Source organism: Bradyrhizobium denitrificans (assembly GCF_013179005.1).
In the GTDB taxonomy this organism is placed as follows: domain Bacteria; phylum Pseudomonadota; class Alphaproteobacteria; order Rhizobiales; family Xanthobacteraceae; genus Bradyrhizobium; species Bradyrhizobium denitrificans.
Genome location: NZ_JABFDP010000001.1, coordinates 351,593 through 373,434, shown reverse-complemented (window position 1 = coordinate 373,434; position 21,842 = coordinate 351,593). Strand labels below are relative to the sequence as shown.

Sequence of the window (21,842 nt, the reverse complement as noted above, 5' to 3'; positions counted from 1 at the left end):
GGCTGGGCTGCAATAGGACGCTGCGCGGCACCGTCGGCCTCCGCGCCCCCTGCAACACAGGATAGTGATAGGAAAGGCGCCCTGGCTTGATACGCCTCAATCGACGGCAACCTCGTTCGCGTGATGCTTCGCCAACAACTTGCGGAGGAACATCATGAAGGCCCTGGTCTATCATGGTCCCGGCCAGAAATCCGTCGATGAGCGGCCGAAGCCGACGATCCTCGAACCCGGCGATGCCGTGGTCAAAATCCTGAAGACCACGATCTGCGGCACCGACCTGCACATCCTCAAGGGCGACGTGCCGACCTGCACGCCGGGCCGCATCCTCGGTCACGAGGGCGTCGGCGTGGTCGAGGCGGTGGGCAGCGCGGTGCGCGCCTTCAAGCCCGGCGACCACGTCATCATCTCCTGCATCTCGGCCTGCGGAACCTGCGACTATTGCCGCCGCGGCATGTATTCGCATTGCCGCCATGGCGGCTGGATCCTCGGCAACAAGATCGATGGCACGCAGGCGGAATATGTGCGCACGCCGCACGCCGACACCAGCCTTTACCACGTGCCCCCGGGCACCGAGGAGGAGGCGCTGGTGATGCTGAGTGACATCCTGCCGACCGGGTTCGAATGCGGTGTCCTCAACGGCAAGGTCGAGCCGGGCTCGACGGTCGCGATCGTCGGCGCCGGTCCGATCGGCCTGGCGGCGCTGCTGACCGCGCAGTTCTATTCGCCGGCGGAGATCATCATGATCGATCTCGATGACAACCGGCTCGAGGTCGCCGCCCGCTTCGGCGCCACCAGCACCATCAACAATGCCGACGGCAAGGCGGTCGAGAAGGTGATGGCGCTGACACATGGCCGCGGCGTCGACACGGCGATCGAGGCGGTCGGCGTCCCCGCGACCTTTGTGACCTGCGAAGACATCATCGCCCCTGGCGGCACCATCGCCAATGTCGGCGTGCACGGCGTCAAGGCCGACCTGCATCTGGAGAAACTGTGGGATCGCAACATCGCGATCACGACGCGGCTGGTCGACACCGTGACGACGCCGATGCTGCTCAAGACGGTACAGTCGAAGAAACTCGAGCCGAAGCTGCTGATCACCCATCGCTTCAGACTGGACCAGATCCTCGATGCCTATGAGACCTTCGGCGCCGCGGCCAGGACCCATGCTCTGAAGGTTCTCATCGAGGCATAGGTCGGCTGATCAGGCTGTCCACGCTCACCCGGCCGGGCGCCGCTGCGCGACGATCTGCCGGTAGAGCTCGGCGTAGCGGCCAGCGCGATGACGCCAGGAGACGTCGGTCAGCATCGCGTTGAGCTGCATGCGGGTCCAGTTCGAGGCGTTGCTCCGCGCGGCGTAGAACGCGGCTGCGGCCCGCCGCAGCGTCTGATCGAGCGCCTCCGCGGTGACCGAGGCACATTTGAAGCCGGTGGCGGCGACGCCGGCTTCGGTCTCGTCGATCACGGTGTCGGCAAGCCCGCCCACCGCGGTGACGATCGGCAGCGCGCCGTAGCGCAAGGCGCAGAGCTGCGTCAGGCCGCAGGGCTCGAACCGCGACGGCACGACCAGCGCATCGCAGCCGGCCTGGATGAGATGTGCAAGCCCCTCGTCGTAGCCGATGACAACCCCGATCTGGCCAGGATAGCGCTGGGCCGCGGCGTGAAACGCGTCCCGCAGTTCGGCCTCGCCGTCCCCGAGCAGCGCCAGCTGGATGCCGCTGCCGACCAGGGTCGGCAGGCAGGACAGCAGCAAATCGAGCCCTTTTTGCGAGGTCAGGCGGCTGACGACGCCGAGCAGGAAGGTCTCAGGCGACACCTGCAGGCCCATCCGCGTCTGCAGCGCGGCCTTGTTGGGCGCGCGGGCCTCGAGCCGCTCGATGCCAAAATGCGATGCGATCGCCGGATCGCTGCCGGGATCCCACACCGCGGTGTCGATGCCATTCAGGATGCCGACGAGATCGGAGGCGCGCTGGCGCAGCAGGCCGCCCAGGCCCATCCCCTGCTCGTCGCTCTGGATCTCCCGGGCATAGGTCGGCGACACCGTGGTGATCTTGTCGGCGAATTGCAGCCCCGCTTTGAGGAAGCTGATGTCGCCATAATATTCGAGGCCATAGATCGAAAAGGATTCCGGCGGCAGCCCGAGCGGCGGCAGGAAGTGACGCGGAAAGCGGCCCTGGAACGCCAGATTGTGCACGGTCATCACCGTGCCGGGATGCGGCCGATGGCTGTAGAGCAGATAGGCCGGCACCAGGCCCGCCTGCCAGTCATGGCCGTGAACGATATCGGGCACGAAGGCCGGCACCGCGCCGAGCCCGATATAAGAGGCCGCACGCGCCAGCGCCGCAAAGCGGAAGGCGTTGTCGGGCCAATCCTTGCCCTCGGGACCCAGATACGGATTGCCGGGCCTGTCATACAGATGCGGCGCGTCCAGCACGAACAGATCGAGCGCGCCATGGCTGCCGCCGAGCAGCCTTGCATTGCCGCCGAAGAAGTTCGGCAGCGAGCTGATCTCGCTGACCTGCTCTAGCGCCAGCATCACGGCGGGATAACCGGGGATCAGGGTGCGGACCTCGACATCCTCGGCCATCAGCGCCCACGGCAGGGCGCCGACGACGTCGGCGAGGCCGCCGGTCTTGACGATGGGATAAACCTCGGACGCGACCGACAGAATGCGCAACGGCGTCATGAATTGAGCCCGTCGATCATCGGCTGGGTGATCAATGTGACCCCGTTCTCCGTCGTCCTGAATCGTTTGGCATCGAATTCCGGATCCTCGCCGACGACCAGGCCTTCCGGAATCTGCACGCCGCGATCGACCACGACATTCGTCAGGCGCGCATGGCGGGCGACGTTGACATAAGGCAGCAGCACCGCATTGTGGACCTTGGCGTAGGAATGCAGATGCGAGCCCGTGAACAGCAGCGAGCGTTGTACCTGGGCGCCAGAGACGATGCAGCCCCCTGAGACCAGCGAGCAGGTCGCCTCGCCGCGGCGGCCGTCGGTGTCATGGACGAACTTGGCTGGCGGCGTGATCTCGGAATAGGTCCAGAGCGGCCAGGAGCGGTCGTAGAGATCGAGCTCGGGCACCACATCCGTCAGGTCGAGATTGGCGGCCCAATAGGCATCCACCGTGCCGACGTCCCGCCAGTAGCTGGTCTGATCGTGACCGGCACGGACACAGGAGCGCGAGAACTGGTGGGCGACGGCGCGGCCGTTCTTGACGATGTAGGGAATGATGTCGCGGCCGAAATCGTGATTGGAGTTTGGATCGCCGGCGTCGCGCTTCAGCTCCTCGAACAGGAATTTGGCGTCGAACACATAGATGCCCATGCTGGCGAGCGACTTGTCCGGCTTGCCCGGCATCGGCGGCGGATCGGCCGGCTTCTCGATGAAGTCGCGGATCGTGTCGTCCTCATTGATGTGCATGACGCCGAAGCCCGAGGATTCCTCGCGCGGCATCTCCAGGCAGCCGACGGTGACATCGGCGCGCTGGTCGACATGCTGCTGCAGCATCAGCTCGTAGTCCATCTTGTAGATGTGGTCGCCGGCCAGCACGACGATATATTTCGTGTTGTAGGTCTCGAGGATGTCGATGTTCTGGTACACGGCATCGGCCGTTCCGACGTACCACATCGTCTCGGAGACGCGCTGGCTCGCGGGCAGGATGTCGAAGCTCTCGTTGCGCTCGGGGCGGAAGAAGTTCCAGCCCATCTGCAGGTGTCGGATCAGGCTGTGCGCCTTGTATTGCGTGGCGACTGCGATGCGGCGGATGCCGGAGTTGACGGCGTTGGACAGTGCGAAATCGATGATGCGCGACTTGCCGCCGAAATAGACGGCGGGCTTGGCGCGCCGGTCAGTCAGCTCAAGCAAACGGCTGCCACGCCCTCCGGCCAAAACAAACGCCAGCGCGTGACGGGACAGCGGCTCGGTCCTGGCGGCGGGTGCCATCGTTCTCCTCCCTGCAACTCTTTGTCGCGTCATGGCTTCGGCGGCGGCCTCGGCTCCTCGCGCCGCGACCGGTCCTCTCATATGACGGGGGAACAGCCAACCAGTTCCCAATGACGAGTGCAATGGGTTGCTTCAACCCAGGTCATTCTCAGCCCAGGTCATTCCATGTCGCGGTCATGTCGGCCCATCGTGGCGGATCGGCGCCTTCGCGTGTGCAGGTCACGGCCGCGCAGGCCGCGGCAAAGGCCAGCACCTTGCGCAGCTCGGTGGCGGTCAGCTCCGCGAGCGCCGCCTTGCCAAGCCGGCCGAGCCGATGCAGCGCGAACAGGAGCCCGGCCTGAAAGCTGTCGCCGGCGCCGATCGTGTCGACGACCTCGACAGCGGGCGCCGCGACCTCGGCCGCACCGGCGCCGGCATGCCAGCCGAGCGCGCCTTTCGGCCCGCGGGTCACCACCACGAGCTTGGCGCCGCGCGCCAGCAGCGCTTCGGCGCGCGCCGCATAATCGTCATGGCCATGCAGATAGTCGAAATCGACATCCGACATCTTGATGAGGTCGGCCGACGCCGCAAAGCCGTCCATCTGCACGCGATAGGCCGCCTTGTCCTGCACCAGGTTCGGGCGGCAATTGGGATCGAAGGAGATCGTGACCCCGCCTTGCGTCGCGGCGATCAAGGCCCGGGTCTCCGCGGCGCCCAGATCATGAATCAGCGTGGTCGACCCGACATGGATGGCGTCAATGCTGGTAAACGGAATGCTACCGTGACGGTAGGTCCATTTCCGGGCAGCCGTCTCCGCATCATAGAAGGCGTATTGCGCTTCGCCACCGACGTGCCGCACGAAGGCCAGCGTCGTCTGATCGGCACTGCGGGTGGCATGGCTGAGATCGACGCCCGAGGCTTGCGCATGCGCGGCGATCATGCTGCCGAACAGGTCGGTCGAGATGCCGCCGACGAAGCCGGCCGGCGCGCCGAGCCGCGCCAGGCCGACAGGGACGTTCAGGCAGGACCCGCCGACCACCGGCCTCAGGCCATCACGCCCATCGGCCAACCGGGCCGGAACGAAATCGATCAGCGCGTCACCGCAGCTCAGGATCATCAGCGTGCCTCCAAACCGACCCCATGCATCACGGAACGGCTGTCGCGATCAAGTGTCCGCAACAGGTCATGGACACGGCGCTTGCGGCGATGAAAGGCCGCAATGTCCGGATCGGTCGGATCGCTGAGGCGGCCGAGCGAGGACATCGACGCCATCGTCTCACCGATGGACCGGAAGGTGCCGCTGGCAACCGCGCCGAGCATGGCCGCGCCGAGCAGCACCGGCTCCTGGGTGCCCGGCAGCGCCACCGTCAACCCGGTCGTGTCGGCCATGATCTGGCGCACCAGCGGGCTGCGGGAGGCGCCGCCGGCCATCACCAGAATCCGGCTGGTGACGCCATTGGCCGCAAAGGCATCCATCACGTCGGCGAGCCCATAGGCAAGGCCGCAGAGCCCGGCCACGAACAGCCGCTCCATCGCGCCGATATCGGCGTCGAGATCAAGACCGGCGATGACCGCGCGCGAGGCCGGATCGGCATAGGGAGAGCGGTTGCCGAGGAATTCCGGAAGGATGTGAATGTCGCGGGCCAGTAGCGCCGCAGCGCCGACCTGGGGCGTGCGCGCCAGGATGCGCTTCTCCAGGAAACTGATCACGTCGAGCCCCTCGGCACGCGCGGCGGCGGTCGCGTCGGCAGCCGCGGGGTGTGAGCGCAGGAGATGGTCGACAGCCGCCCCCGCCGCAGACTGGCCGCCCTCGTTCAGCCAGAACCCCGGCACCATGCCCTGATAATAAGGTCCCCACACCCCCGGCACGAAGGACGGTGCCCGCGTCGTCGCCATGATGCAGGCCGAGGTCCCCATGATGTAGGCCAGGCGATCGCAGACATCGACCTCGCCGCCATCCGACGCGCGGCCGCCGATGGCGCCGATCCCACCGGCATGAGCGTCGATCAGCGCCGCGCCGACCGGCGTGCCGGCCACCAAGCCGAGCTCGGCTGCTGCGTCCCGCGACAGGCCGTGACCGAGCGCCGTCCCCGGCGCAACGATCTCGGTGCCGATCCGGGCGTAGTCCTCCTTGACGAACTCATCGAGCCCGATGCGGTGGAAATAATCCGCGCTCCAGCGCGCCTCATGCGCAAGATAATTCCACTTGCAGGTGACGGTGCACATCGAGCGCGCCACGGCGCCCGTCGCACGCCAGGTAAGAAAGTCAGCGAGATCGAAGAAATGCCCGGCGCCGTCGAAGCTCGTCCGCAGATGCCGCTTCAGCCAGAGCAGCTTCGGCATCTCCATTTCCGGCGAGATCGAACCGCCGACATAGCGCAGGACCTCGTCCTTGGTCGCATTGATGTCGCGCGCCTCTGACAGCGCGCGATGATCCATCCAGACGATGACGTTGCGGGTGGGGTCGCCGGAACTGCTGACCGTGACCGGCGCGCCTTGGCGGTCCAGCACGACCAGCGAGCAGGTCGCGTCGAAGCCGATGCCCTTGATCAGCTCCGGCGCGATCGCTGCTTCTGCCAGCGCCGCTTTGACCGACGCACAGCACGCGCGCCAGATGTCGTCGGACGATTGCTCGACGACATCGCCGGCCTCATGCCAGGTCCTGATCGGATGCCGCGCCGCGGCAAGGAGGCGGCCGGCTTGGTCGAAGATGCCGGCGCGCGTGCTGGTTGTGCCGACATCGACACCGATAAAGGCCTGACGCATGTTTCACTCCCGTCTGTCGTTGACGGGAGTTTACCAGCAAGTATAGCCGCCATCGACAACGACGACGCTGCCGGTCATCAAACTTGCAGCTTCTGAAACCAGGAACAGCACGACCGAGGCGATCTCCTCGACCTGGCCCATGCGGCCCATCGGGGTCCCACCAATCCAGGCATCATACATGCGTGGATTGTTCTTCACGAAGGCATTCAGGGGCGTCTCGATATAGGTCGGTGCGACCGCATTGACGCGGATGCCGCGGGCGCCCCATTCGGCCGCCAGCGACTTGGTCAGATGGTGCACCGCGGCCTTCGATGCGTTGTAGAAGCATTGCTCCTGCGGCTTGTTGACGATGAAGCCGGACATCGAGCCGATATTGACGATCGTGCCGCTCTTGGCCGCCAGCATGTGCTTGCCGAAGGCGCGGCAGCACCAGAACGTGCCATTGAGATTGACATCGAGCACGTTCAGCCAATGCTCGTCGGTGACGGTCTCGGCCGGCGTCTCGCTGCGCGCGATGCCAGCATTGTTGACGAGGATATCGACCTTGCCGTGGCGCGCGGCCAGATCGTCGGCGATCTGCGTCACCTGGGCAGAATTGGTCACGTCCATCAGCGCCGTCGCGGTGTCGAAACCCCTGGCCTTCATCGCCGCCTGCGCATCCGCCGCGGCTTTCGCATCGCGATCGGCGATCACCACATGCGCGCCCGCTTCGGCCAGCGCCTCGACGCAGGCCAGCCCAATGCCCTGCGCGCCGCCGGTGATCAACGCGGTCTTGCCGTCGAGTTTGAATTTTTCGAGATACATGGTCGTCGTCCGTTGTTGTCACTGACGTCCGGAGGGGACGTCACCTCTCATGCGAAGATCGCAAGTCCATTGTTGTCGAAGCGGTAGATCCGGCCCGGCTCGGGCCGCAGCGTCACGGCGTCGCCTGCGCCGAGCCGCTTCTCGCCGACGCAGCGCACGGTCAGCGTGCCCAGCGCACCGGCATCGACATAGAGAAAGGTGTCGCTGCCGAGATGCTCGGCAATCAGCACCTTGCCGGGCCAGCCCTCGCCGCCGTCATCGACGACGGCGATGTGCTCGGGCCGCACCCCGATCGTCGTGGCGCCGCGCTGCGCAGCCTCGGGGCCGGTGATGAAGTTCATCTTCGGCGAGCCGATGAAGCCGGCCACAAACAAATTGGCGGGCTTCTGATAGAGCTCGATCGGCGAACCATATTGCTCAATCCGGCCGGCGTTCAGCACCACGATCCTGTCGGCCATGGTCATGGCCTCGACCTGGTCGTGAGTCACATAGATCGCCGTGGTGCCGAGTTGCTTCTGCAGCCGCGTCACTTCGAGCCGCATCTGCACACGCAGCGCGGCGTCGAGATTGGACAACGGCTCGTCGAACAGGAACGCCTTCGGTTCGCGCACAATGGCGCGGCCGATCGCGACACGCTGGCGCTGGCCGCCGGAGAGTTCGCGCGGCTTGCGGTCGAGATAGGGCGTGAGGTTCAGGGTCGCGGCGGCCGCCTCGACCTTCTGGTTGATCTCGGCCTTCGGCAGCCCGGCCATCTTCAGGCCGAAGGCGATGTTGCCGCGGACGCTCATATGCGGATACAGCGCATAGGACTGGAACACCATCGACAGGCCGCGCTTGGCCGGCGGCACGTCGACGACATTATGGCCGTCGATCAGGATGCGGCCGCCCGAAACGTCCTCGAGCCCGGCGATCAGCCGCAACAGCGTGGTCTTGCCGCAACCGGAGGGGCCGACAAACACCACGAAGGCGCCGTCGGGAATGTCGAGGTCGGCGCCCTTGATGATGTGGACCGGCCCGAACGATTTCTGCACACCTTCCAGCGTGATCCGTCCCATGTGAACCCAGCCCTTTCGTTACTTCACTGCGCCGAAGGTCAGCCCGCGCACGAGCTGCTTCTGGCTGAACCAGCCGATGATCAGGATCGGCGCGATCGCGAGCGTGGAGGCCGCCGACAGCCGCGCCCAGAACAGGCCCTCCGGACTCGAATAGGAGGCGATGAAGGTCGTCAGCGGCGCCGCATTCAGGGTCGACAGGTTCAAGGTCCAGAACGCCTCGTTCCAGGCCAGGATGAGATTGAGCAGCAAGGTCGAGGCCAGACCGGGGATCGCCATGGGCGTCAGCACGTAGATCAGCTCGCGTCCGATCGTCGCGCCATCCATCCGCGCCGCTTCCAGGATGTCCTTCGGGATCTCCTTGAAGTAAGTGAACAGCATCCAGATCACGATCGGCAGATTGCCGAGGCAGAGGATGAAGACCAGGCCGGTCCGCGTATCGAGCAGCCCCATGTTCTTGTAGATGAGGTAGATCGGCACGAGCACGCCGACCGGCGGCATCATCTTGGTCGAGAGCATCCAGAGCAGGATGTCCTTGGTGCGCTTGGTCGGCGAGAACGCCATCGACCACGCCGCGGGAATGGCGATCAGCATGGCAATGAGCGTCGAGCCGCCGGCGACGATCAGCGAGTTCAGCGCGTGATGCAGATAATTGCTGCGCTCCTGCACGGTGGCGTAGTTCTCGGTGGTCCAATGAAAGAACAGGAACGAGGGCGGCGTCGCGAACGCCTCCAGCTCGGTCTTGAAGCTTGCCAGCACCATCCACAGGATCGGGAAGAAGATGACGAAGCCGGCGAGCCATGCAGCCAGCGTGGAGATCGCGACATGACGTCCGGTGACCTTGCGCGCCATGCTGTTACGCCTCGAGGTTACGGCCGACGATGCGGACCAGGAAGAAGGCGACGATATTGGCGATGACGACCGCGACGAGGCCGCCCGCCGAGGCAGTGCCGACATCGAACTGGATCAGCGCCTGCGAATAGACCAGGAAGGCGATGTTGGTGGTCTGCAGCCCAGGTCCGCCGCCGGTGGTGACGAAGATCTCGGCAAACACGGTGAGCAGGAAAATGGTCTCGATCAGGATCACCACCGTGATCGGCCGTGCCAGATGCGGCACGGTCAGATAGATGAAGCGCGACAGCGGACCGGCGCCGTCCATCTCGGCAGCCTCCTTCTGCTCCTCGTCGAGCGACTGCAGCGCGGTGAGCAGGATCAGCGTCGCAAACGGCAGCCATTGCCACGCGACGATGAAGATCACCGCAAGCAGCGGCGCATCGGTGAACCAGTCGATCGGCGTCATCCCGAGCGAGGTCGCGATCCACGCGAACAGGCCGGACACCGGGTGCATCAGGAGGTTCTTCCACACCAACGCGCTGACCGTCGGCATCACAAAGAACGGCGCGATCACCATCAGGCGGATGATGTTGCGGCCGATCACCGGCTGGTCGAGCAGGAGCGCCAGGGGGATGCCGAGGCCGATCGTGAGCAGCAGGACCGAGCCGACCAGGACCAGCGTGTTCTGCAGCGAGGCGAGAAAGGCGGGATCGGTGAGGAAATACTCGAAATTCTCGAAGCCGACGAAGCTCTCGGAGCCGGGATCGAGCAGGCTGTAATGCAGGGTCGAGAAGTAGACGGTCAGCGCCAGCGGCACGATCATCCAGATGAACAGCAGGATGACCGCCGGCGACAGCAGCGCCCGGGCGAGCAGTTGAGTCTGTCTGGTGGCCATGGTCACGGTCCTCGTTCACACAGTCAGCTGCATCGTCATTGCGAGCGAAGCGACTTGTCCGCCGTAGCTCGAAGAGCGAAGGCGGAAGCAATCCAGAGTCGTGGGAGGGGCTCTGAATTGCTTCGTCGCTTCGCTCCTCGCAATGACCCGGTGATCGCTTGGGGGTCCAACAAATAGACTCTCATCGCGACGCTCGGGCGAGGTGCCCGTGAATGTGCCCTCTCCCCTTGCGGGAGAGGGCATCACCGGCCCTTCCGCGTACGCAGTCGGGTGAGGGGTATCTATCCGCGAGCGATGCTGCTGGAGACATACCCCTCACCCAACCGAGCCTGTTGCGAGTTCCTACATGCCCTCTCCCGCAAGGGGAGAGGACGAATTCACAAGCACCGGCGTCGCGGCTGGCGCTCGGCGGTGTGCACTCTGCGCTTTGCCCACCCTACGCAGCTCGTATGCCGACCCCATCGGAGAGAAAATGCGGCCATCCCTGTGGGGAGGGATGGCCGCCAGTGATCAGCTCGGGAGGAGTTTCAGGTCGAGCTGATGCCGTGACGCGCCTACTTGATGTAGCCGGCGCGCTTCATCTCGCGTTCAGTGGAGGACTGCGCCGCTGCGAGCGCCGCATCGACCGTCATCGAGCCGGCGAGCGCCGCGGAGAACTGCTGGCCGACCGCGGTGCCGATGCCCTGGAATTCAGGGATGGCGGCGTATTGCACGCCGACATAAGGCACCGGCTTCACCGTCGGATGGCTCGGATCGGCCGCATCGATCGAGGCCAGGGTGATCTTCGCGAACGGGGCGACTTTGAGATAGTCCTCGTTCTTGTAGAGCGAGGTCCGGGTGCCCGGCGGCACGTTGGCCCAGCCGTCCTTCGACGCCACCAGCTTGGTGTAGTCCTTGCTCGTCGCCCAGGCGATGAACTTCTCGGCGGCGTCCGTCTTCTTCGAGCCGGCGGGAATCGCGAGATTCCAGGCCCACAGCCAGTTGGCGTTCTTGCCGAGGCCAGTGTTCGGCGCCAGCGCGAAGCCGACCTTGTCGGCGACCTTGGATTCCTTGGGATTGGTCACGAACGACGCCGCCACGGTGGCGTCGATCCACATCGCGCATTTGCCGGAGTTAAACAGCGCGAGGTTCTCGTTGAAGCCGTTGGAGCTGGCGCCGGGAGGTCCTGCGTCCTTCATCAGATCGACATAGGTGGTCAGCGTCTTCTTCCATTCCGGGGTGTTGAACTGCGGCTGCCATTTCTCGTCGAACCAGCGCGCGCCGAACGAATTCGACATCGCGGTCAGGAACGCCATGTTCTCGCCCCAGCCGGCCTTGCCGCGCAGGCAGATGCCGAACACGCCGCCCGGCTTGTCGGTCAGCTTCTTGGCGGCGTCGATGACGAAGTCCCAGGTCGGGCTCTCCGGCATCTTCAGCCCGGCCTTGTCGAACAGATCGGTCCGGTACATCACCATCGAGCTCTCGCCATAGAATGGCGCGGCGTAGAGCTTGCCGTCGACGGACACCGCGTCCTTGATCTTCGGCAGGATGTCGTTGGCGTCATAATCGGCGCCGAGCTTGTCGAGCGGCACCAGCCAGTTCTTCTTGGCCCAGATCGGCACCTCATAGGTGCCGATGGTGAGGATGTCGAACTGGCCACCCTTAGTGGCGATGTCGGTGGTGACGCGCTGACGCAGCACGTTCTCTTCCAAGGTCACCCATTTCACCTGGATGTCGGGATTGGCCTTGGTGAACTCGCCGGTCAGGCCCTGCATCCGGATCATGTCGCCATTGTTGACGGTGGCGATGGTCAGGGTCGTCTCGGCCCATGCGGGCGCGGTGGTCAGCAGCGTGGCGGCGCCCATCAGGGCGGCGAGCGTGCGCGTCCGGGTGAAGATGGTCTTCACGGTGTCCTCCCTTCCCGTGTCTTTTGAACATATGCTCACGGGCTGAGCTGATGTTCACAACACTGGTCAGACTTTGTCAAGCATGGCCCGGCGCCCACAGGTTGCGCGCTGCAGCAGATCGATGATCAGGAATTGAAAAACAGCGTGATCGGCGCGGCGATCCGGCCATCGGATCGCCGGCGCGTCAGCTCCCGGGGCCGGTCTCATTCATCCAGGATGGCGCGGGCCGTGGCCTCGTCCGTGATCAGGCCGTTGATCAGCCGCCCGACCAGCGCTGCCCGGATCGCCGGAATCTTGCCCGGCCCGACCGCCGCCGCGATCGTCATCGCGCGCGCGGGGACCTCCGGCGGAATGCTGGTGAGCCGTCGGTTGGTCCCGCCATCGATCAGCTTGCCCTTGGCATCATAGGCCCAGCCGGTGATCTCGCCGATCGCGCCGAGCCGCATCATCTCGGTGAGCTCGTCGCGGGTGACGAAGCCGTCGACATGCATCTGCGCCTTCTGGTCCATCTGGCCGATCCCGACCAGCTTGAGGTCGGCCTGATCCGCGACCGCCTTGACCTTGCCGATGGCATCGAGCCGGACCATGCGGTCACGCTCCTCTTCCGACCCCATCAGGAACGGCAGCGGCATCGGATAATGCCGCGCGCCGGTGCGGTCGGCGAGCCGGCCGACGGTATCGAAGAAGCTGGCCGAGCCGTCGGCGAGGATATTGCCGACCAGCGACACGATCTGGTGCTCCGGCCGGTCGATCGGCGTGACCCGCTCGACGGCGGCACGCACCGCGCGGCCGGTGCCGAGCGCGATGATCACCGGCGTCTCGGTCCGCAACGTGGTTTCCAGCAGATTGGCGCAGCGCTCGGCGATGCCGGCGGCGCCCGATGGCGCGGCCGGATCGGTCGGCACCACCTCGCAATGCACCAGCGCGAAGCGATCTTTGAGGCGGCCCGCGAGCGCCATGCAGGAGGCGATGGGATGCTCGAGCCGGAAGGTGATCAGCCGCTCGGCGAGGCACAGCGACACCAGCCGCTGCGCCGAGGCGCGCGACACCTGCAGCATCCGCGCGATCTCGTCCTGGGTATGGCCGGCAATGAAATACAGCCAGCCGGCGCGGGCGGCATCGTCGAGCCGGGATTTGTCGCTGTCGCTCGCCGCCATGACCCCGCACCGTCTCCTTTTTTCCATCCGTCACACGCCTGAACGCGCGTGACCTGGATCGTCCGTCACTATGACATGGCCGTCACGCCGTCCGGAACCGGCCGCTCAGGCCATCCCCAGACGACGCCGACGATCACCGCCAGACCAGATCATATGCCCCGTCGGTGAGCAATAGCTCGAGGGTTACGCTGGGTGAGGGCTCCTTAACGTCCGGCTGCCAGGCTTCTCGCCATGAAGATCCGCGACGTTCTCGGGTTGCTCCTTGCGCTTGCCGGTGTCGTGCTGGCGGCCGGCCTTCCCTATTGGCGGCTGTCCTCTGCCGAGCTCAACAGGGGACAGTTCGCCGTCCTGCCCGGCGCGCTGCTGCTCGCGTTTCTGTCGCTCGTCCTGGTCCTGATCGACATGGCGCCGGTCCGGCGCATCGTCCAGGCGATGCTGCTCGCCGTCCCGATCATCGTCGGCGTCTCCATCGCCAAGGACACGGCGACCGACCCGACCTCGCACAATCTCTGGCCGCTCGAATTGCTGTTCGCCGCGCTCGCCGGCGCCGCCATCGTGCTACCGGCGGTCGGCATCGGCCTGTCGGTGCGCTGGGCGCTGGCCCGGCTCAGCCCGCGCTGACGTGGTCGGCGCGGAACCCCGCCAGCCGCACACCGGCCGCGCATTCATGAGGGATGCCGGCGCGCATGCGACGCCCTAGCTGCAGAGCCATGGCTTCCCCCGCTCTCGTCAAACCCCGCCGCCCCGCCCCCGTGTTCGTCTGCCGCAAATGCCTCAAGCGCAGCGACGATGCGAAGGGCATCAAGACGGCCATCAAGCGCGCGGCCGGACACGCCGCCTCGGCCGGCGGCAAGCCGCCGCGCGTGGTGATGACGAGCTGCTTCGGCCTGTGTCCGAAGCGGGCCGTCGTCGTCACCGGCGGCGTCGGCGCCGCACGCGGAGACTATGCGCTCGTCTCGTCCCCGAACGACGTTCCCGGCGCGCTGCGGCTGCTGCAACTCTCCCCGCATCGCTCGCCCTGAGAGCGGTGGATGGTGAACAAGACCTTTCGGAACTCGATCGAGTCTGACCGTCTGGCTTGACGCTTGCTTGAGGGGCCCCGGGCTTAGGTGAGGAGGCATCATCAGCAGCAAGCATCATGAGCCCGATCGCTTCCAACGCAGTCTCCGGCATGAACGCGGCCACGCGCCGGCTCGAAGTGTCGGCCTCCAACGTCGCCAATGCCAGGAGCACGGGCGCGCTGCCGGATGCGAATGGCAAGCTGCCGGCGGGCGCGCCGAAGGCCTATGACCCGCTCGAGCTGGTGCAGAGCGACGTCGCCGGCGGCGGCACCCAGACCACCATCACCAAAGCGAGCCAGGGCACATCGGCGAGCTACGAGCCATCGGCGCCGTTCGCCAACAAGGACGGTCTCGTCGCCGCACCCAATGTCGATCTCGCCCAGGAGATGATCAGCCAGCTGGTCGCCAAATACAGCTTCGCCGCCAATGCGCGCGTGCTGAAGGCGAGCGACGAGATGAGCCGCATCGTCGTCGACATGAAGGTCTAGATGTCCGCTCCGAAACCGACGAGCGGCCGCGCCGAGGCATGACGGCCCCGCCCTCACGCATCCGTGATGGCCAGCTGAAATCCGACGCCCGACGCGCCGCGTAGCCAAGATGTGAGCAACCCGGCCGATCTCTCCCACTTGACCCGCCTCACGGCGCTGCTGCGATCCGCACGGGCCGCGCCACCGGGCGCAGGCCGGATTGCGACGGCCGTCCTGACCGGCCTCGTCTGCCACGCGCTGTTTGCGCTGGCCGTGCTGGCGATGATCGGCGCGATGTTCTTCGGCATGAGCGAGAGCTTCGGCCGCGTGCCGTGGCCGTGGGCGATTGTCGCAAACACCGCGCTGCTGCTGCAATTTCCGCTCGTCCATTCGCTGCTGCTCGGACCGGGCCGCCGCTGGCTGGCGCGCCTGGGACAGCATGGCGCGACGCTCGCCACCACGCATTATGCCGTCATCGCCGCGCTGCAGCTGCTGTGCCTGTTTGCGCTGTGGACGCCGAGCGGCATCGTCTGGTGGCGCGCCCAAGGCGGCGCCTTCGTGGCGCTGTGCCTCGCTTACGCGACCAGCTGGCTGCTGCTGATCAAGGCGAGCTGGGATGCCGGCGTCGAGGTGCAATCCGGCGCGCTCGGCTGGCTGTCGCTGGCGGCCGACCGGCCGCCGCGCTTTCCCGACATGCCCGAGCGCGGCCTGTTCGCGATCATCCGCCAGCCGATCTATCTGGCCTTTGCGCTGTCGCTGTGGACGGTGCCGGTGTGGACGCCTGACCAGCTCGCGGTCGCGCTGATGCTGACGGCCTATTGCCTGCTCGCGCCGCGGCTGAAGGAACGGCGTTTCGCGCAGATCTACGGCGCCCGCTTCCGGGCCTATCGCGCGCGCGTTCCTTACATCCTGCCGCGCTGGCCGGCGGGCGGAGAGCCCACGCCATGATGCACGCCGCCGCATTGCTCGTCACCGCGCTGCTGTTCGGCGGCATGACCCTGTTCGCGTTCGGCTTCGCGCCGTTCCTGTTCAGCGCGCTGCCCGCCGACACGACCCGCGCGGTGATCCGCCGCGCCTTTCCGCATTTCTATCTGTTCGTCATCGTGACGGCCGCCGCCGCCGGACTGACCGCTTTCGCCGGAGACGAGCTCGCGGGCGGCGCCCTGGTCGCGGTCGCGCTCACCGCCGTGCTGGCGCGGCAGATCCTGATGCCCGCGATCAACCGCGCCACAGATCATGGCGAACAGCGCCGCTTTGCCCGCCTTCACGGCGCCTCGGTCGTGCTCACCTTGGTCCATATCGTGCTGAGCGGCGGCGTGCTGCTGCGTCTCGCGCAATGAGGACGACAGTGGAGAAAGGACGACGACGATGCTCTACAAGGATGCCGTGAAGCCCGCCTTCGCTGCGACCGCCGAAGGTCCCTCGACCGTCGATCCGGCGGAGATCGCGCGGTTCTCTCGCCTGGCCCAGGAATGGTGGAAGCCGGACGGCGCGTTCAAGCTGGTGCACGCCTTCAACGCCGCGCGCGTGAGCTATCTCTGCGATCGCCTGCCGGCGCTGGTCGGCCGCGATGCCGCGGCCAACCTGCCGCTGGCTGGCCTGGAAATCATCGACGTCGGCTGCGGGGCCGGCATCGTCACCGAGCCCTTGTCGCGGCTCGGCGCGGACACGCTCGGCATCGACGCGTCGGAGCGCAACGTGCTCGTGGCGGCCGATCATGCGCGCCGGCAGAGCGCACTCGTCGCCTATCGTCACGCGCTGCCGGAGGACCTCGTCGCGGAAGGCGAGCGCGCCGACATCGTGCTGACGCTCGAAGTGGTCGAGCATGTCGCCGATCTCGGCCGCTTCGTCGGGCATGTCGCCGAGCTGGTGCGGCCCGGCGGCATCCTCGTGATCGGCACCTTGAACCGCACGCTGACCTCGTTCGTGAAGGCGATCATCGGCGCCGAATATATCCTCGGCTGGCTGCCGCGCGGCACGCATGATTGGCGCCGTTTCGTCAAGCCGGCCGAGCTGGAAGCGCTGCTCGCGCCGCATCGCTTCAGTCCGCTCGAGACGGTGGCCGTCGAGCTCAACCCGCTGACGATGCGCTGGCGCATCGGCGGCCGGCCCTCGACCAACTATCTGCAGATCTATCGCCGCATGCCGTGACATCTCCAAGAAGACAGCCTCGCTGCCCGGATGCGCGAAGCCCGGAAGGCGGAGGCAGACGCGACATCCGGGTTCTCACGTGCTGTCGCCGGTGGACCCGGCTGTCGCTATCGCCGACGCCGAAGCGGCGTCGGCTGGCGCTCATCCGGGCTATGAGGAGCCAGGTCGGAACCGGCGCTGCCACGCCTCGTCCTCAAATGCGTTGGCCTGCGGCAGTCGAAGGCATCGTCCCACGCAGGAGCCGTACGGACCTGACGCAGGGGCAAATGCTTCACTCATCATCAACGCGACAGCACGGCCACCAGCCAGTGGATCAACGTGACGCCGCCGACCGGCGCCACGACCAGCAGCATCATATTGAGGCCGATCAGAGCCAGCAGCAGCCTCTCCCCGCCGGCCGACAGCCGCCGCTTCGGCGGTTCCGGCTTCGGTTCATGCGGCCAATAGCCGGGCAAGTCGACGAACATTGCGGCCTCCTCCATCGGTCCTGAACGCCAGGGCGCGCGCCTCGGATGATCTCATTCGCACCATGAGCATCCTGGCGCCGCGGGGCCATGGCCCGATCCGCCGGCGAGAGGAGATGTCCCTAGGCGCGTTTCGGGATCACGGTCTGCCCGGTCACCTCGGCCGCCGGCTCCCGGCTCAGCCAGCGATAGATGAAGCCGCCCGCGGCGCCGCCGAGCAGCGGCGCCACCCAGAACAGCCAGAGCTGCGCCAGCGCCCAGCCGCCGACGAACAGCGCCGGCCCGGTGCTGCGCGCCGGATTCACCGAGGTGTTGGTGACGTGGATGCTGATGAGATGAATGAGCGTCAGCGCGAGCCCGATCGCCAGCGGCGCAAATCCGACCGGCGCCTTGCCATGGGTCGCCCCCATGATCACGAACAGGAACATCATCGTCAGCACGAACTCGCTGAGCAGGCAGGCCCCCAAGCCGTATTTGCCGGGCGAATGCTCGGCATAGCCGTTGGCGGCAAAGCCGCCGGCGAGGCTGAAGTCCGGCGCGCCGCTGGCGATCGCATACAGCACGGCCGCGCCGACGACGGCGCCGATCACCTGCGCGATGACGTAGGGCAGGATCAGCCCGGTCGGGAACCGCCCGCCGCAGGCGAGCCCCACGGTGACAGCCGGATTGAGATGACAGCCCGAGATGTGCCCGATGGCATAGGCCATGGTGACCACGGTGAGCCCGAACGCAAGCGCCACGCCGAGCATGCCGATCCCGACATCCGGCACCCCGGCCGCGATCACCGCGCTGCCGCAACCGCCGAATGTCAGCCAGAAGGTGCCGATCGCCTCCGCCACGAGCTTATTGCTGTTGCCGTTCATCATCGCCTCCCTGGGTCGCGCGTGATTGGCTTGCGTCGCTTTCCCGACACGAGCAGATCAGCACTTCCGCAACCCAGAGTCAAAGGCGCTGTCACGGCTGCAGCGAGGGCGTTGCCTGCCTGGAGCCTGGTCCCCCGGAGGAGACGAACATGGCGGCGCCGGGGAGATCAGTCCGGCGCGCTCACATCGCAAGTGGTCTTCCTCGTCGCGCGGTCTTGGACCTTGCCGCACAATCAGTCCCGTCTCGAGCACTCCGTCAGAGGCTCGCGCAGGATCGCCGCAGCGGCTCTGATGAAGCCCGGGCTCAAAGTTCATTTGCGATCGCATCGGGCGAACATCGGAGAAACAACAGGTCGTTCGTATGATGCACATCATCTCACGTAGAAATACGTAACATCGACAATCCTTCAATCGCCTTAGTGATCCCGAAACGACTCGCGTGAAGAGTCCGCCCGTCGGTTCCACGAGGCCTGATCGATCGACGCTTGATCGGCTCGTCAAGGCCCGCCTTCGGCAACGGCGCCGCCCTTTCCCCCCATCAACTGAGATCCGAAGTCAGCGCAGATCGAGCAGAGGACTCGATGCGGGCTTTGTCACATGGAGATGCCATCGTGTTCCGCTCGAAGACCAGTTCCGCAGCTGAAGCCCAACTCGCAGCCCTGAGCCGTGCAATGGCCGTGATCGAGTTCAAGCTCGACGGTACGATCATCACCGCCAACCGCAATTTCCTCGATGCGGTGGGCTATGAGCTCGCCGAGATCGCGGGCCAACACCATTCGATGTTTGTCGCCCCCGCAGAACGCGACAATGCCGCCTATCGGGAGTTCTGGACATCGCTGAACCGAGGCGAATTCCACGCCGCCGAGTTCAAGCGCGTCGCCAAAGGCGGGCGCGACATCTGGATCGAGGCGTCCTACAATCCGGTCATCGACAGTTCGGGACGGCCGGTCAAGGTCGTCAAATACGCAACCGACATCACCCAGAAGAAGCTGCGGGCCATGACGGACTCCTCGAAGCTCGCCGCCATCGACCGGGCGCAGGCCATCATCGAATTCGATCTCGACGGCACGATCATCCAGGCCAACCAGAACTTTCTCGATAGTCTCGGCTATCGCCTTGCGGAGATCCAGGGCAAGCATCACAGCCTGTTCGTCGAGGCGGCCGTGCGCGACACGCCGGCCTACCAGGAGTTCTGGGCCGCGCTCGGGCGCGGCGAATACCAGAGCGGCGAATACAAGCGCATCGGCAAAGGCGGCAAGGAGGTCTGGATCCTGGCATCCTATAATCCCGTGCTCGACGACAAGGGCCGGCCGTTCGGCGTGGTCAAGTTCGCCAGCGACGTAACCGCACAGAAGCTGCGGAATGCCGATCTTGCCGGCCAGATCGACGCCATTGAAAAGTCGCAGGCCGTGATCGAGTTCAACATGGACGGCACGATCATCACCGCGAACGACAACTTCCTGGCGGCGGTGGGCTATGGCCTTGCGGAGATCCAGGGCAAGCACCACAGCCTGTTCGTCGAGCCGCAGGAACGGGACAGCGACGACTATCGCGCGTTCTGGGCTGGCCTGAACTGCGGACAATATCAGTCCGCCGAATACAAGAGGATCGGCAAAGGCGGCCGCGAGGTTTACATCCAGGCCTCCTACAATCCGATCCTCGACCTCAACGGCAAGCCGTTCAAGGTCGTCAAATACGCCACCGACGTCACGCCGCAGGTGCTGGTCCGCATGGGCAACGAGCGCGTCCGCGCGATGATGGAATCGGTCGCCGCCGGCGCCGAGGAGCTCAACGCCTCCGTGCGCGAGATTTCCGAGGCGATGACCAAATCCCGCGACACGGCGATGAGCGCCGTGGACCGCGTGGCCACGGCCGACGCACAGGCCCAGCGCCTGTCGGAGGCCGCCCAGGCGATGAGCGGAATTGTCGAGCTGATCAACGGCATCACCGGCCAGATCAACCTGTTGGCGCTCAACGCGACAATCGAATCAGCCCGCGCCGGCGAGGCCGGTCGCGGCTTTGCCGTCGTCGCCTCCGAGGTCAAGAACCTCGCCAATCAGGCCAAGCGGGCGACCGACAAGATCGGCGACGAAATCGAGAGCCTGAACGGCATCTCCGGCGACGTCGTCACCGCACTCGGCTCGATCAAGCAGGCGATCGTCAATGTCAGCGAGTATGTCACTTCGACGGCCGCGGCGGTCGAGGAGCAGAGCACGGTGACGAGCGAGATGTCCTCGAGCATGCAGCGCGCCGCCGCCGAGGCCCAAGCCTTGTCCGCCCGCGCCGCCTGATCGGGCGTCGGCTGGGACGCGGCCGCCTGGCGGACGCGAGGGGCTGAGGCCACGGTGGCAGCGTGGTCCAAATGCATGCTGCTATTCAAACCGCCGGCCAAGCGATACCGTCGAGACCAGATTGGCGGCTGTCTTTGGCTGCTGTGGCCCGCGTCAGTCGACAACGCGGCCGTCAGGGGACGAGCGCGCATCTAGCTATCATATCACTAGATGGAGATGAGCAGCGTGGGGTAGAGTTACAACTGTCTGAGCGGGGAACAACGATGAAATATGACGTTGAGGCCGACTGGCAGCTCTTGAACACCTGCAATTATCGTTGCCCTTATTGCTTTTTTGACAACGACACGCTCGGGGAAAAGATCAAGCCGGCGGCCTCGAACGAAGCATGGCAGCACGCGTTCGACCGCTCCGGACTCACCTGGCTCCTCCATATGACGGGCGGCGAGCCGAGCGTCTATCCTGACTTCGTTGATCTCTGCGCGCGATTGACCGGTCGACATCTGCTCTCCATCAACTCGAACATGACATACAAATCGTGGCAGGATTTCGCGAGGAGGATCTCGCCGCGCCGCGTCAGCTTCATCAATGCGGGATTTCATCTTGCCGAACGCGAGCGCAAGAACGGCTTGAAGCCCTATTTGGACAACGTTGAAACTCTGAGAGAAGCCGGCTTTCAGATCATGTCCTCGCTGGTCGCCACGCCCGAGGCCCTGGCGCGATTCGAAGAAGCGATTGATCTGCTTGCACCGATCGGAATGTTTCCGATTCCGAAAGTGCTGCGAGGACACCATGAGGGAAAGTCGTATCCAGGCGCCTACACGTCAACCGAGCGACGGGCTTTCAGGCATTATAATGAAGCAGCGCGCGCCTTCTATGCACCAGCACTGAAGGACCGTGACGAACGCCCAACCGTCGACATGTTCGGCGACGACCGCATGCTCCACGGGACTCCCAACTATGATGGCTTGCGATGCGGAGCCGGCCGGCTTTTCTTTAAGATCGAACCGAACGGAGATGTCTTCAGGTGCGGCAATTCCCGCGCCTATGGCAATCTCTTGGACGGCACGTTTTGGCGCGAGGATCGAGCAGAACCGTGTGATAGCGTCCACTGCTATTACTTCTGCGAGAAATACAGCGAACGCCCTCCGCTCAGCCGTCGCCTGCATCGGCTGGCCAGAACCACCGTGCGGGAAGTCCTGCGCTAAGCTGCTGATCCCGCCACATCCG

General features: G+C 65.5%; 21 protein-coding genes. 9 read left to right on the top strand and 12 right to left on the bottom strand.

Annotated features, from left to right (window positions below; translation table 11 throughout):
- Positions 1 to 154: 154 nt before the first annotated feature.
- The gene (locus HL671_RS01560) at positions 155 to 1,192 is read left to right on the top strand and encodes a zinc-dependent alcohol dehydrogenase family protein (protein WP_012041229.1); all 1,038 of its coding nucleotides are present in this window, start codon (positions 155 to 157) and stop codon (positions 1,190 to 1,192) included.
- Positions 1,193 to 1,216: 24 nt separating this feature from the next.
- On the opposite strand, the gene glgA is transcribed toward HL671_RS01560, so the two are convergent.
- The 10 genes from glgA to HL671_RS01510 form a co-directional block, all read right to left on the bottom strand.
- The gene (gene glgA / locus HL671_RS01555) at positions 1,217 to 2,683 is read right to left on the bottom strand and encodes a glycogen synthase GlgA (protein WP_012041228.1); all 1,467 of its coding nucleotides are present in this window, start codon (positions 2,681 to 2,683) and stop codon (positions 1,217 to 1,219) included.
- A complete protein-coding gene (gene glgC / locus HL671_RS01550; protein WP_012041227.1) occupies positions 2,680 to 3,945 on the bottom strand; it encodes a glucose-1-phosphate adenylyltransferase in 1,266 nt (421 codons plus the stop codon). The genes glgA and glgC overlap by 4 nt, the downstream gene beginning before the upstream one ends.
- Before the next feature lie 148 nt (positions 3,946 to 4,093).
- Positions 4,094 to 5,041 (bottom strand): carbohydrate kinase family protein, encoded by a 948-nt coding sequence (locus HL671_RS01545; RefSeq protein WP_012041226.1) that lies wholly within the window; start codon positions 5,039 to 5,041, stop codon positions 4,094 to 4,096.
- Positions 5,041 to 6,690 (bottom strand): FGGY-family carbohydrate kinase, encoded by a 1,650-nt coding sequence (locus tag HL671_RS01540; protein ID WP_172235397.1) that lies wholly within the window; start codon positions 6,688 to 6,690, stop codon positions 5,041 to 5,043. The genes HL671_RS01545 and HL671_RS01540 overlap by 1 nt, the downstream gene beginning before the upstream one ends.
- Before the next feature lie 30 nt (positions 6,691 to 6,720).
- Positions 6,721 to 7,494, bottom strand: a complete 774-nt coding sequence (locus HL671_RS01535; RefSeq protein WP_172235396.1) for an SDR family NAD(P)-dependent oxidoreductase — start codon at positions 7,492 to 7,494, stop codon at positions 6,721 to 6,723.
- Between the two features lie 47 nt (positions 7,495 to 7,541).
- Positions 7,542 to 8,549 carry an ABC transporter ATP-binding protein gene (locus tag HL671_RS01530; RefSeq protein ID WP_172235395.1) on the bottom strand — a complete coding sequence of 336 codons (1,008 nt, stop codon included), beginning with the start codon at positions 8,547 to 8,549 and terminating at the stop codon, positions 7,542 to 7,544.
- Between the two features lie 18 nt (positions 8,550 to 8,567).
- Positions 8,568 to 9,398 (bottom strand): carbohydrate ABC transporter permease, encoded by an 831-nt coding sequence (locus HL671_RS01525; protein WP_172235394.1) that lies wholly within the window; start codon positions 9,396 to 9,398, stop codon positions 8,568 to 8,570.
- Between the two features lie 4 nt (positions 9,399 to 9,402).
- On the bottom strand, positions 9,403 to 10,275 hold the full coding sequence (locus HL671_RS01520) for a carbohydrate ABC transporter permease (protein WP_172235393.1): 873 nt from the start codon (positions 10,273 to 10,275) through the stop codon (positions 9,403 to 9,405).
- A gap of 554 nt (positions 10,276 to 10,829) precedes the next feature.
- Positions 10,830 to 12,119, bottom strand: coding sequence for an ABC transporter substrate-binding protein (locus HL671_RS01515; protein WP_049795467.1), 1,290 nt, complete (start codon positions 12,117 to 12,119; stop codon positions 10,830 to 10,832).
- Between the two features lie 245 nt (positions 12,120 to 12,364).
- Complete coding sequence (locus HL671_RS01510; protein ID WP_012041219.1) at positions 12,365 to 13,318, bottom strand: sugar-binding transcriptional regulator; 954 nt, start codon at positions 13,316 to 13,318, stop codon at positions 12,365 to 12,367.
- 231 nt (positions 13,319 to 13,549) lie between these two features.
- On the opposite strand from HL671_RS01510, the gene HL671_RS01505 reads away from it, so the two are divergent.
- The 6 genes from HL671_RS01505 to ubiG all read left to right on the top strand — a co-directional run bounded on the left by HL671_RS01505 (position 13,550) and on the right by ubiG (position 16,997).
- On the top strand, positions 13,550 to 13,939 hold the full coding sequence (locus tag HL671_RS01505) for a hypothetical protein (RefSeq protein ID WP_172235392.1): 390 nt from the start codon (positions 13,550 to 13,552) through the stop codon (positions 13,937 to 13,939).
- A gap of 89 nt (positions 13,940 to 14,028) precedes the next feature.
- Entirely contained in the window at positions 14,029 to 14,340 is a 312-nt protein-coding gene (locus HL671_RS01500) for a hypothetical protein (protein ID WP_172235391.1), read from the top strand.
- 116 nt (positions 14,341 to 14,456) lie between these two features.
- Positions 14,457 to 14,867, top strand: a complete 411-nt coding sequence (locus HL671_RS01495) for a flagellar basal body rod protein FlgC (protein WP_172235390.1) — start codon at positions 14,457 to 14,459, stop codon at positions 14,865 to 14,867.
- Positions 14,868 to 15,005: 138 nt separating this feature from the next.
- Entirely contained in the window at positions 15,006 to 15,794 is a 789-nt protein-coding gene (locus HL671_RS01490) for a methyltransferase family protein (protein WP_210263708.1), read from the top strand.
- Positions 15,791 to 16,186 (top strand): DUF4149 domain-containing protein, encoded by a 396-nt coding sequence (locus tag HL671_RS01485; protein WP_172235388.1) that lies wholly within the window; start codon positions 15,791 to 15,793, stop codon positions 16,184 to 16,186. Before HL671_RS01490 ends, HL671_RS01485 begins: the two co-directional genes overlap by 4 nt.
- 28 nt (positions 16,187 to 16,214) lie before the next feature.
- The gene (gene ubiG / locus HL671_RS01480; RefSeq protein WP_172235387.1) at positions 16,215 to 16,997 is read left to right on the top strand and encodes a bifunctional 2-polyprenyl-6-hydroxyphenol methylase/3-demethylubiquinol 3-O-methyltransferase UbiG; all 783 of its coding nucleotides are present in this window, start codon (positions 16,215 to 16,217) and stop codon (positions 16,995 to 16,997) included.
- A 281-nt stretch (positions 16,998 to 17,278) separates the two neighbouring features.
- Here ubiG and HL671_RS01475 read toward each other — a convergent pair whose 3' ends face one another.
- Together HL671_RS01475 and aqpZ are read right to left on the bottom strand one after the other, a co-directional pair.
- Positions 17,279 to 17,464, bottom strand: coding sequence for a hypothetical protein (locus tag HL671_RS01475; RefSeq protein ID WP_172235386.1), 186 nt, complete (start codon positions 17,462 to 17,464; stop codon positions 17,279 to 17,281).
- 119 nt (positions 17,465 to 17,583) lie between these two features.
- Complete coding sequence (gene aqpZ, locus HL671_RS01470; protein ID WP_041751218.1) at positions 17,584 to 18,324, bottom strand: aquaporin Z; 741 nt, start codon at positions 18,322 to 18,324, stop codon at positions 17,584 to 17,586.
- Positions 18,325 to 18,995: 671 nt separating this feature from the next.
- Here aqpZ and HL671_RS01465 point away from each other — a divergent pair.
- Entirely contained in the window at positions 18,996 to 20,615 is a 1,620-nt protein-coding gene (locus HL671_RS01465; RefSeq protein ID WP_463054335.1) for a methyl-accepting chemotaxis protein, read from the top strand.
- Between the two features lie 263 nt (positions 20,616 to 20,878).
- Entirely contained in the window at positions 20,879 to 21,820 is a 942-nt protein-coding gene (locus tag HL671_RS01460) for a radical SAM protein (RefSeq protein WP_246579436.1), read from the top strand.
- The last annotated feature ends 22 nt before the right edge of the window (positions 21,821 to 21,842 follow it).